The following is a 12,479-nucleotide window of genomic DNA, read 5'->3' as shown; positions in this document are numbered from 1 at the left end:
AACTAGATAATATTTAAAACACCTAATTAGCTTTTTAAAAAAGTAAAATTAAATATTACTATAAGACATATAGGTAACTAGATTTTTAAATATATGGCGTTGCAGCATGAGATATAAAGTATATTTATTACTTTTATATCTCTAAAAGTCTACAATATAATTTTAAAGTTCTGAAAGCTTTTTAATAACAACATCATCATACATCATCATTAAAATATCATCTTCATAATTACCAATAGACTCTAAATTTTTTTCACTATTAATATTATTTAAGATCAATTTATAAAAATCTACACCTGCTCCAAAAGCATGTAAATAGGCACCACCAAATCTTGGATTTATTTCAGATAGATAATATTTTCCATTCTTATAAAAAAAATCCATATCAAGAGGACCATAAAATTTGAAATTTGAAAGAATATTTTTGACTAACTCAAATAGTGCATGATCTTTAAATGAAATAGTTTTACTCGCACCTCCAATTTTTGTTTCTAACTTTTTTTTCGAAAATATAGAGACTACTTCATGGGATAAACAATCAACATAAACATCAGTATCTATATCATCACCATCCATATATTCTTGAATTATATAATCATGCTTACGCTCTAAAAATTTAGATTTTAACGTTATTAAATCTTCTATTCTTTCAGCACCAACGCTTGCACTACCAGTTTTGGGTTTAATAAAAACAGGAAAATTAATTTCATTTAATTTTAAATCTTTCTCAAACAGATCAATACAGTCATAAGTTGAAACAGTATTAATACCATTTGACTTTAGATATTTATACATTTCAAATTTATCAAAACATAATGTTGCTGTTTTATAATCTGGAACTAATGGTAAAATATTATGATCAGTAAATACATCTCTATTACGAGATATTATCTCTATTTCAGGATCAATTAAAGTTGTAATTGCTTTAATATTCTCACGCTTACAAATATCAAGCAAAAAATCTATATATCCTGGAGAGTCAATTCTTGGAGCAATAATTTTTTTATCTGCAAAGTGTAGAGCAGGTGCATATTCAGAGTTATCTGTAGCATAAATATTAACATGAGGATATTTCGATTTAAAATTTCTTAGAAGTGTTGCTCTTCTACCAACACTACAAAATAAAATATTCATTCTTCACCATCCAAACAAAAATCTTCTTTACGGCCCCATAACTGTGCAAAAGGCTCAGTTAGCATCTCATTTTTAAAATCTACAAGAGAATCAATATATGTATATTTTTGTATATAACCTAATTCTTTCTCTGTTTTAGATATATCAAGCTTGGCAAGCAAAGAGTTACTTTTTTCAGGCTTATAAACTTTATTTGATTTTTTATTAGCAGGCGAAAAAACTTGGATTATTCCATCAATTTGCTCTTCTAGTGAAACAGCTCTACCTCCTACATTATACATCCCACCAGGACCATCTGATTGAATACATTTTTCTACAATTTGAGTAAAATCTTTAATATAAACCATTTCTTTAGAGCGAGAAGGATCTCCCCATACTTCAATATCCAAAGATTTAGAGGCACGGTCCATTAGCATACGATATGGCATCATTTGCTTTTTGAAGTTTGAATAATGATATGCATTTGGGTGATAGTGATAAATAGTAAAAAATCGCAAATGAAATCTTAAAAAATTATATGTAGCAGAATAGTGATCAATTAGATCTACAGCAGCATTCTTTGCAATTGTATAAACAGAATGATCACCAGTTAATGGAAATTTTTTTGGGTCATCCGCATATATCATCTCACTTGTGTTATGTTTATCATATTGGTCAAAAGGCGTCTGAGGAAATACAAATTTTTTACCACCTTCTTTAACCATATAATCTAATACATTCAATGTTCCCAAAGTAATACTTGAAATCAATTTATCAGGTTCGTAAGAGTATCGTGACGGTAGCTCACCGGCTAAATGTATAACAGCATAAATATCATGAGGTAAAATAGAAAAATTATCTTTACTCGTAATGTCTACAGAAAAATATTCAATCCCTTTAGATTTAAAAAAACCGTTATCAGATTTTCTATAGCCTACCGCATAAACATCATAACCTAATGTTTTAAGATGAACAGTAGTATATGCCCCTAAATTCCCCGTTGCACCGAATACTACAACTTTTTTACTCATATAAATTTCCTACAAAGAGCTTTTAGTATCGTAAATATTATAAAAATCTTTTGCTGACCAATTATCTCTTATTAAAGTATATTGACTTTCATCTAAAAGATAAATTTTTGGAAAAAATCTAATAAACAAAGGTGATAAGGCCATTGTATAAGCTCCTACGGATTTAAATACAATTTTATCACCTACACTTAGTAAATGACTATTCTCGATTGTGAATAACTTGTCGTACTCTAGACATGTACATCCACATATTTTCTGCAAGCTAACAACATCAGATTTTTTTTTAGTTTCATGAAGCAACTCGTAAAAATATGTCGACTTTTTAAAAAATGGATCTACATCATTGCGTGACCCATCAGTAGTTATCACATAAAAATCTCTATTTTTTTTGACATCAATCACTGAAGTAATAAAATCGAAACAAGATGCAACAATCGCATTCCCAGGCTCTACAATAATTACAGTCTTATCAAGATCAAAATACCTACTTAAAGAATTAGCAATTTCGCTAAAATACTCATCAAAAGTTGGTTTGGAATTCATTATTCCATAATAGCCACCACCGATGTCAATATAACTCAAGTTTAAATCAAATTTATTAGATATTAGCCCTATAAATTCACAGATTTTTTTATAACAATTTATAGATCTCGTCAATGTAGTACGATGAGCATGCAACCCGTCAATTTTAATATTACCTATTTTACTAATTTCATCTATTGCTTTTTCTAGCTCGCCGGTATAATAAGAAAATCCAAATCTACTATAATCTTCATCTTCTTTAGAATCTTCAGGAGAGATTTCTTTCAAATCTATATTTATGCGAATGCCAACATTGAAAGTCCTATTTTTAGGTAATAATTTTAACCACTCGATTTCACGATAAGTTTCGATGTTTAAAATTGAACCACCTATCAAAGCCTCTAAAAAAGTATCTTTACATTTCAAAGGGCCATTGTAAACAATCTTATTTGTCTTAAATCCTACCAGTTTGGCTAACTCATATTCATCACTTGAAACAACTTCAGCATATCCCTCAGCCTCTTTAATTTCTTTGAGAATATATGGTAATGAATTCGTCTTCAAAGAGTAGCTTAAGATGTTTTTATTAAAATTTTTATTTAAACTATCTATTATTTTTTTTATACTATTTCTTAAACTCTCTTTGTCTAATATATATGCTGGTGTTAATAAATTTTCCATATTTAATCCTTAAAGTCTTCAGGAGTTACAGCCAATTCTACATCTGCAATATCTTTACGCATTAACACAATTTTTGCCGTTTTTAACATAATCCTTATATCATTAAAAAAAGATATATTATCAACATACCAAATATCTAATTCGAATTTTTCTTTCCAAGTCACATTATTACGACCACTTACTTGAGCCCAGCCAGTAATGCCAGGCTTTACTTTGTGACGCCTTCTCTGCCTATCAGTATACAGTGGTAAATACTGTTCTAGTAAAGGTCTTGGCCCTACTATTGACATATCCCCTTTTAAAATATTTAACAATTGGGGCATTTCATCAAGTGAGGTTTTTCTCAAGAAATTGCCAAATGGTGTAATTCTTTGCCCCATAGGTAGCAGATTACCATTTTCATCTTTTTTATCATTCATAGTTTTAAATTTAATTATTTTAAATATTTTTTCATTTTTTCCAGGTCTTGGTTGTAAAAAGAAAGCAGAACCTTTATTCAAGCATATTAAAATAGCCGTTAAAGTTAAAAAAATTGGACTTAACAAAACTATTCCAATTAGTGCAATAGAAAAATCAAAAACTCTTTTCAAAAAAAAATTATACATTTTTATTAAACCTTATTTAATGAAGTATTTAGAATTTCCTCTAAAGCTCTAAATAAATTATCTCGCGAAAACTCATTGAGTGCTAATTTTCTAGCATTATCACAAGCCTGTTTATATATATTTTCATCATGTAAAAAAAATTCCAACTCATTTACAGTTTCAGCTACACTTTTTTTCCAAGACACAATGCCACACTTATTCTCTTCTAAGATATCTTTTTGCCAACCACCATAATTAATCAAAATAGGTTTTCCTGCAGCAAGCGCATCAAAAAACTTATTTGCAGAATTAGCTTGAATTGCAGGCAAGTCCATTGCAAAACTTGAAGCCATACTTGCATATTTTAAGTAATAAGGTATTTCATTTTTAGGAACTTGCTTACGAATAAAAAGCTGCTTATCTAAAACATTTTCATTTAATGCTTTATTATAAACCTTATCATATTCAAATCCATCTCCAATTAATAAAATTTTAATATCTGAATTACGTTTTTTTAACTCTTTAGCTAATTCAATAGTTATACCTACATCATTTACAAGACCAAAAGTCCCTGTATAAATAATGATTTTCCCTTGAGGTAACCAAGAGTTATCTAGTAAAAATTGTTCAAATTTTTCACTCTTAACCTCGAATAAAGAGTTATCACAACTATTTGGAATCACCGAAACTTTACTATCTGGATATCCAGTAGATACTACACCTTCTTTCATACCAGGAGATAGGGCAACTACATGGGCAGAGTTTTTATAAGCCCATTTTTCTAATTTTTTTGCTAGAAATATGTGATGTGGTTTTTTTAAAATACCCATAGCAATAGGTACTTCTGGCCATAAATCACGTACCTCAAAAACCATTGGAATCTTTTGTTTACGTGCACCTAATATTGCAGGTATAGCAATAGTTAGAGGAGTGCTAGTAGCAAAAATAATATCAGCAGAAATGGCACTTACTTTTCTCGTTGCAGCATATGCAAACCGAAAAAAAGCTTGTATACGCTGTTTAAAAGACATTTTATTATTATAGGGATTTGGAAACCAGTGAACCTTGATTCCATCTATATCTTCTATAAACCACTCTTTTTTATCTGTATCTTTAACCCATGATGTCACCATATGCACTTCATGACCCGATGCAACTAAGCGTTTTGCCATCTCATACGAACGTGTTCCACCTGACATATTGGGTGTATTAAAATATTGATGCAAATAGATAATCTTCATTAGTAATCCAAAATAATATCAAGTTCTTGTTTAGAAATTTTTTGAACATTAAACTTTTTTAATAAAATATTTCGATTTGACTCTTTAGATACAAATAAATTTTCATTTAAAATAATATCTTTAAACATTAATTCTGGATTTTCATTATTAATAAAATAAGCTTGCATATAATCTCCCAACATTTCATAACAAATAGGGATATCTGAAGTAATTATTGGCATACCATAAGTAGCCAATTCACACATCATGACCCCCTGAGAATCCAGTCTAGTAGGCATTAAGGCAACCTTAGCCTCATTTAACTTTTCAAGCAACTGATTTGGCTTATAAAACCTATCATCCCAATCAATATTATCTAATTTAAGATTATGTTTAAAAAAGTCACCCTTACCAATTATTTTAAATTTAAATTCAGGATATTTTTTAGCTAACTTATAAACCACATCAATACAATACTTCGAGCCATTTAATGGTCTTATAGTAATAAAATCGTATTTTTTTTTACTTTCCTTATCATATGTATTTATTAAAAAACTCTCATTAATAGGGTTATGAATGATAAAAGTTTTAGCCAAGCTATTAAGTTTTAAATTTTTTAATGCCTCATCTTTCATCCAGTTACTAACAAATATAAACTTAAAATCATTACTGCTAATAAAAAATTTTGAAATTATCTTAAGCTTAAAATAATCATATATTTTTCTTAAAAACATATTTTTTTCTTTATCCCAACTATAAGGTTTAGGATAGTAATTATTTACATTTAGGACTTCATGACCATGAATAAAAAAAGTCACATTTTTAATTTGATTTATTTTTAAAAACCTAGCATGATTTTTCAAATTCGGCGCATGCGAAACAAAGGAGTCAAATTTATGAAGACCTATTTCTTTAATTTCTTTCTCAGAATAAACCTGAATACCATCCCATACATATGATTTTTTGGCTTTAAATGAAAGTATTGAAATTTCAAGATCAACACTCTCATTTAAATAAAGCTTATTTCTAGTATGTACATACGCCATAGGATAGGCATTAATTTCACTAGGATAATCTTCAACAATTACTAGAATATGCTTATACATTCTTTCTTACACCTTTAAACTTGATAAAATATAAAAAATAACCGGTTAAAAAAAATAAAGGAATCACTGCTTTATTTGAAGAAAAACTATCTTGCAAGAATCCAGAAAGCAATAAATAAAATAAATATAATTTCATTGAAATTAAGTATTTATTTTGTTTATTTTTTAAGAAAAAAATACTAATTAAAAATAATACGAAAACAATTAGATAAAAAAGCCCCCCTTCTAAAAGAAGCTTAAGATAATAATTATGCATTTCATTTGTATTTTTATTAAAATTACTTAAAGCACCCAAACCATGCCCGATAAAAATATTTTCATTTATTATCCCAATTGGTTCAGCCCATATATCCCCCCCCCTAGCCTCATATGAAGCTAAAGCTCCTTCTAAAGTGAATCTATTATTATCACTTTTAGAAATAGAAATTTGAAGAATACTAAACAACCATATAATAGTAATTATAGAAAAACTTATAATTAAATATTTATAAAATATATTAGTCTTGACATATATAAATATGATAAGTCCCAATAAAATACCTAATAGACTTACCCTAGACTGTGTTAAATATATTGCATAAACTAAAAAAAATACAAATAAAAATCCTAAAATTTTAAATATTAAACTTTCTTTTTCATAAGAAAAGCTTAGACTTATAAAGAAAAATAAAGCTAGTAAAGAACCAACTTGAAATGCTGCTGCCTCTCCAATTAATGCTAAACCATATGAAAAAGCTTTATCTGCACCTAAAAGAGATCCAAGATTTCCTGAAAAAATCTGATATAACATCCAAAGAAAATTAAGACCTAAACATATATATAATATTGTTTTTATAGCACTATTGTTAAATGAATCAAATTTCCCACTATAATACCCTAAACAAATAAATGAAAAAAATAAAAAATATTTAGAAAAATATATCCAATTAAAAAACTGAATATCATAATATAAAATGTCACTATACAAACTTAAAAAAAAGCTAAATATTAAAAAAATAAAATAGATAATACAGGGTATAATTTTCCTATCAAAGCAGAATAATATAAAATATGGTAATACAAAAAAAGCATATACTGCCGTAACAATTTCTTCTAATCGTATACCCCCTACAAATCTAGGTAGTATAAAAAAAGAAAATATGACAATAAATAGAAAAAAATTGTGGCTTTTTTTTATATCTAATCGACCAGTCATATTAAACCTACTAACATAACTATTACAGGTGAAATAATTGCCACTCCTAAAAAACGACCTAACAAAAGTGAATATACATCAAATTCAGCATTTACTGATTTTTGATCTATTGATCTTGATATCCGAGGTTCTATATATAAAGTTAATACTAAAGTAGCAAAAGCATTAACCACTCCCGAAAGTTGACTAATTGTTGACCTAAACTCGTAAAAAGCTAAGGCAAAATAAAAAGATAAAAAAACTGCAATACTGTAGGAGCAAAAAATTAAAGCTGAAAAAATTACCATTTTTTTATTAATTATACCTTTTACCTTATATTTAGGTATATCCCTCATATATAAAGTATTGTAGATACTCTTTAATATTGATTTAAGATAACCAGTATTTTGACTATACTCATCAATAACACTAATAAAAAAAAATATAATTTTTTCTCTCAAAATATATGCCATTAAATAGCTTACTGTAGCAAATACAAGTGAAAAAATAACCATAATCAAGTATGTATTTTTATCAATTCTACTATCTACGATAAAACCTAAAATTGGCATTAAAAAAATAAAAAAGAATCTTGTTCCAACAAATGCAGTTTGTTGTAAAGAGTAAGAAATCAATCGATTATCCGTTCTTATACCTGCAATTCTTGAGTAAAAACTAAGAAACTCAATAAAATGAATACTAGAAAAAAGGAAAATCACTAATACTATTAAATATAAATTCATTACATATAATTTCTTCAGTAGTACATATTTGGAAAAAAATTAATTTGTGCTTAAATCACCAATTAATATATTTATAATCTTTTTAGCTGCTTTTCCATCCCCATATGGGTTGTGTGCCATTGCCATTACTTGATATAAAGCTGGATTTTCTAAAAGCTCGATAACTGACTGTTGTATTAGTTGTGCATTAGTTCCAACTAGTTTAACAGTACCTGCTTCCACTGCTTCTGGACGCTCTGTGGTATCTCGCATCACTAATACCGGCTTACCTAATGAAGGCGCTTCTTCTTGAATACCCCCAGAATCAGTTAAAATTAAATAACTGCGGTTCATTAAGTACACAAAAGGCAAATAATCCTGAGGCGCAATCAAATGAACATTAGAAATATCAGAGAGCAATTCGTTGACAGGTTTTTGTACATTCGGATTTAAATGAACAGGATATACGATTTGAACCTCAGGATACTGCTTGGCAATATTAGCTAAAGCTGAACAAATATTTAAAAAACCTTGACCAAAGTTCTCACGACGATGTCCTGTTACTAAAATCAGTTTTTTGTTTGGATCTAAAAAATCAAATTGCTGTTCAAATTGTTTAATAATAGCTCGATCTGTTTCTACCTTATTTTTCACTGTTAACAAGGCATCAATTACTGTATTGCCTGTGATAGTAATACTTTTAGGGTTTATATTTTCTCTAATTAAATTATTATAAGATGACTGAGTTGGTGCAAAATGATATGTAGTTAAGGCTCCGGTTAATCTACGATTAGCCTCTTCCGGCCACGGGGAGTAAATGTCGCCTGTACGTAAACCAGCCTCTACATGCCCCACAGGAATTTTATGATAATATGCGGCTAAAGAGGCGGCAAAAGTTGTTGCAGTATCACCATGTACTAATACAATATCTGGCTTCCATTCAGCGAAAACTTTTTCTAAACCTTTTAATACACCAGAGGTGATATCAGATAAGGTTTGTCCTTCTTTCATTAAATTTAAATCAAAATCAGGGACAAGACTAAAAAGATCAAGCACTTGATCTAACATTTGTCTATGTTGCCCCGTAACACAGACTTTTGTTTCAAAACAACTAGCTCTTTTTTTTAGCTCTAAAGCTAATGGTGCCATCTTAATAGCTTCTGGTCTCGTACCAAATACTAACAATACTTTCTTTTTCACAGTATTATCCTATAATCGAATTGAGCTATCTTGTTTATTTAATGCATATTTTAAATCATATAAGACATGTAAAGGCTTGCCTAAAGTATGTATTTCTCTAGCCGTCATTTGTTTAAACTGCTCATGAGCTACAGCTAGAATAATTCCATCATAATTATTTTGAATTAATTCTTTTATAGGCCTTAAACCATATTCTAATTCTGCTTCTGAAGGATTAACCCAAGGATCATAGATATCTATATCAAGCTCATATTCTTTTAAAGCTTTAACCATATCTACAATTTTAGTATTACGTATATCTGGACAGTTCTCTTTAAAACTTAATCCCATCACCAAAATTTTTGAGCCAACTACTTGAATGCGTTTTTTTACCATTTCTTTAATTAATTGTGTCGCAACATATTCCCCCATTCGATCATTTAAACGACGTGCCGCAAGTATAATTTCAGGATGTAAACCCAATGATTGAGCCTTATGCGTCAAATAGTATGGATCGACACCAATACAGTGTCCACCGACCAAACCTGGACGGAATGGCAAGAAATTCCATTTGGTACCGGCAGCCTGCAATACTGCTTCGGTATCAATTCCCATTTTATTAAAGATAACGGCCAGTTCATTAATCAGGGCAATGTTGACATCACGCTGGGTATTTTCAATTACTTTTGCCGCTTCAGCCACTTTAATGCTAGTCGCTTTATGCGTACCTGCCTCAATCACCAGGTTATACACCTGATCAACAAATTCAGCGACTTCAGGGGTAGAACCTGAGGTAATTTTCAGAATATTGGTTACTCGGTGCAATTTATCGCCCGGGTTAATTCGCTCCGGACTATAACCGGCAAAAAAGTCCTGATTGAACTTCAGGCCTGATACCTGTTCCAGAACCGGAATACAGGTCTCTTCAGTTGCACCCGGATAGACCGTAGACTCATAAACCACCACATCGCCTTTTTTAAGCACCTGACCAATGCTGGTCGAAGCCTTAACAAGTGGCGTTAAATCTGGCTGTTTAAATTCATCAATAGGGGTAGGCACAGTGACAATAAAAAAGTTACAGCTTTTTAAATCTTCTAAATTTGCTGAATAACTGAGCTGATTTGCCTGTTTGAGTTCTTCTGGGGAAACTTCGAGGGTATGGTCTTGGCCACTTTTAAGCTCATCAATTCTTTTCTGATAGATATCAAAACCAATTACAGGTACTTTTTTCCCAAATTCAACCGCAAGTGGTAAGCCTACATAACCTAACCCAATGACCGCAATTTTTAAATCTGCAATAGATAGCATTTCAACGCCTTATTTATGTACTGTACTTATGAAGATTAAATCTTTCGGCAGGCATACTAGCAGAAAACCATGAAATTTCTATTATGATTTGTGCTCAAATCCTATTAAAAAATAGCATAGTGTATATTTTTTGTAAGAATTACTTATTTTATTTATAACTATTAAAATCATTTACATTTTTAATACCATTCAGCTTTATCATAAACCAGAAGATACTTACAAATTGCTATGTATATGTTCAATAACATGGGTAGAATAGCTTCAATTTTAAAATTTAAAAATAATCTTTGGGAAAACATGTGCGACACTTTCAACTAGCTGCTTTATTGGCATGTGGCATTGCTACTACAGGGTGTGCAGTCACCTCTGGTTTACAAACATATGACTTACCTAGCGAAGGCGTTTTTCAAACCGACCTCGGCACGACAGTCAATGTCATAAAACTCACTCAAGATTCTATGCTGGCTGTTCAGCCTGCTATACAGAATATTCAACAACAATATGCCCATCTGTTTAACACACAGCATCGTAACTACAATCTGAGTCCAGGCGACATTCTATCAATTTACTTATGGGCTTATCCTGAACTCACCTCTCCTAGCAATAGTATTAATAATGATCAAGCTGCTCAAGCCAGTGGTTTCCAAATCGATTCAGAAGGTTATATTCAGTTTCCCATTATTGGCCGTTATAAGGCCGCTGGGAAATCACTGACACAAGTCAATCGTGAATTACGCAGCCAATTATCACGTTACCTGAAAAACCCAGATGTGATTGCGCGAGTATTGTCTTATCAAGGCCAGCGTTACTCAGTACAAGGTAACGTAATGCAGGGCGGTCAATTTTACTTAAGTGACCAACCTGTCAGTGTTTATACTGCTTTAGGTATGGCAGGTGGTGTGAATGCACAACAAGGTGATAATGCCTCTATTACATTAGTACGCCAGGGACGTTCATATAGTTTAAATACCGTAGAGCTAGAAAAAGCAGGGCTTTCACTGCATCACTTGTTGATCCAGCCAAATGACACGCTATATGTCAACAACCGTGAAAATCAAAAAATTTATGTGATGGGTGAGTCGGGTAAAAACCAATCTTTAGCATTGCGTGATCAAGGCATGAGCTTAAGTGATGTTTTAGGTGAAAGTCTCGGTCTTAATCCACTTTCTGCCAGTCGCAGTAAGGTTTATGTGGTGCGTAGTCAGCCCACGACTACTCACACTGAAGTCTACCAGATGGACTTGACCAGTATTGCTGATTTTGGTCTGGCCAATCAGTTTAAGATGCGCAGCAATGATATTGTGTATATCGATGCCTCTGGCTTGGCGCGCTGGCAGCGTGTCGTCAACCAGATTATCCCATTCTCAAATGCTTTGTATAATTTAGACCGTTTGGGGAATTAATGAAAATCAATCATATTTTAGTGGTTTGTATTGGCAATATTTGTCGTAGCCCCATGGCAGAATACTTTTTAAAACAGCAATATCCGCATTTACAGATTGAGTCTGCGGGTATTGCGGGTGTGGTTGGACATGCAGCCGATGAAAAAGCCAGTCTGTGCATGCAACGTTTTGGGATTGACATGAGTCCACATGTTGCAAAAAAACTCAATGCTGAGCTGATTAAAAAAGCTGACCTAGTTCTTGTGATGAGTCAGAATCAGCAAAAACATATAGAACAGACCTGGCCATTTGCTAAAGGTAAAACCTTTAGACTGGGGCATTGGCAAAGTAAAAATATTGCCGATCCTTATAAGCATGATCAAACATTTTTTGATGACACCTGTCAATTAATTCAAGACTGTATTGCTGACTGGAAAAAATATATTTAATTTTTTTA

At 31.0% G+C, this 12,479-nt stretch carries 12 protein-coding genes; 2 read left to right on the top strand and 10 right to left on the bottom strand.

The window, feature by feature from the left end; translation table 11 throughout:
* Nucleotides 1-162: 162 nt before the first annotated feature.
* Genes FTU95_RS10110 through tviB form a run of 10 tightly spaced genes read right to left on the bottom strand, consistent with a single transcriptional unit; the run spans nt 163 to nt 10,640 of the window.
* On the bottom strand, nt 163-1,134 hold the full coding sequence (locus tag FTU95_RS10110; protein WP_180078388.1) for an ATP-grasp domain-containing protein: 972 nt from the start codon (nt 1,132-1,134) through the stop codon (nt 163-165).
* Nucleotides 1,131-2,144, bottom strand: a complete 1,014-nt coding sequence (locus tag FTU95_RS10105; RefSeq protein WP_180078386.1) for an NAD(P)-dependent oxidoreductase — start codon at nt 2,142-2,144, stop codon at nt 1,131-1,133. The genes FTU95_RS10110 and FTU95_RS10105 overlap by 4 nt, the downstream gene beginning before the upstream one ends.
* A gap of 9 nt (nt 2,145-2,153) precedes the next feature.
* On the bottom strand, nt 2,154-3,347 hold the full coding sequence (locus FTU95_RS10100) for a diaminopimelate decarboxylase (RefSeq protein WP_180078384.1): 1,194 nt from the start codon (nt 3,345-3,347) through the stop codon (nt 2,154-2,156).
* Between the two features lie 2 nt (nt 3,348-3,349).
* Entirely contained in the window at nt 3,350-3,952 is a 603-nt protein-coding gene (locus FTU95_RS10095) for a sugar transferase (protein ID WP_180078382.1), read from the bottom strand.
* Nucleotides 3,953-3,957: 5 nt separating this feature from the next.
* Nucleotides 3,958-5,172, bottom strand: coding sequence for a glycosyltransferase family 4 protein (locus FTU95_RS10090; protein ID WP_180078380.1), 1,215 nt, complete (start codon nt 5,170-5,172; stop codon nt 3,958-3,960).
* Nucleotides 5,172-6,257 (bottom strand): glycosyltransferase, encoded by a 1,086-nt coding sequence (locus FTU95_RS10085; RefSeq protein ID WP_180078378.1) that lies wholly within the window; start codon nt 6,255-6,257, stop codon nt 5,172-5,174. Before FTU95_RS10085 ends, FTU95_RS10090 begins: the two co-directional genes overlap by 1 nt.
* On the bottom strand, nt 6,250-7,452 hold the full coding sequence (locus tag FTU95_RS10080; protein WP_180078377.1) for an O-antigen ligase: 1,203 nt from the start codon (nt 7,450-7,452) through the stop codon (nt 6,250-6,252). Before FTU95_RS10080 ends, FTU95_RS10085 begins: the two co-directional genes overlap by 8 nt.
* Nucleotides 7,449-8,174: a lipid II flippase family protein gene (locus FTU95_RS10075; protein WP_180078374.1), complete on the bottom strand. Its 726-nt coding sequence runs from the start codon at nt 8,172-8,174 to the stop codon at nt 7,449-7,451. The genes FTU95_RS10080 and FTU95_RS10075 overlap by 4 nt, the downstream gene beginning before the upstream one ends.
* 39 nt (nt 8,175-8,213) lie before the next feature.
* Nucleotides 8,214-9,353, bottom strand: a complete 1,140-nt coding sequence (gene wecB, locus FTU95_RS10070) for a non-hydrolyzing UDP-N-acetylglucosamine 2-epimerase (protein ID WP_180078372.1) — start codon at nt 9,351-9,353, stop codon at nt 8,214-8,216.
* Between the two features lie 9 nt (nt 9,354-9,362).
* On the bottom strand, nt 9,363-10,640 hold the full coding sequence (tviB, locus tag FTU95_RS10065) for a Vi polysaccharide biosynthesis UDP-N-acetylglucosamine C-6 dehydrogenase TviB (protein WP_180078370.1): 1,278 nt from the start codon (nt 10,638-10,640) through the stop codon (nt 9,363-9,365).
* Nucleotides 10,641-10,939: 299 nt separating this feature from the next.
* Here tviB and FTU95_RS10060 point away from each other — a divergent pair, with 299 nt between their 5' ends.
* Nucleotides 10,940-12,043 carry a polysaccharide biosynthesis/export family protein gene (locus FTU95_RS10060; protein WP_180078368.1) on the top strand — a complete coding sequence of 368 codons (1,104 nt, stop codon included), beginning with the start codon at nt 10,940-10,942 and terminating at the stop codon, nt 12,041-12,043.
* Nucleotides 12,043-12,471: a low molecular weight protein-tyrosine-phosphatase gene (locus tag FTU95_RS10055; RefSeq protein WP_180078366.1), complete on the top strand. Its 429-nt coding sequence runs from the start codon at nt 12,043-12,045 to the stop codon at nt 12,469-12,471. The genes FTU95_RS10060 and FTU95_RS10055 overlap by 1 nt, the downstream gene beginning before the upstream one ends.
* The last annotated feature ends 8 nt before the right edge of the window (nt 12,472-12,479 follow it).

Origin of the sequence: Acinetobacter sp. YH12208 (assembly GCF_013418055.1) — a bacterium.
Classification (GTDB): domain Bacteria; phylum Pseudomonadota; class Gammaproteobacteria; order Pseudomonadales; family Moraxellaceae; genus Acinetobacter; species Acinetobacter pseudolwoffii.
This window is presented reverse-complemented; position numbering and strand designations above follow the sequence as displayed.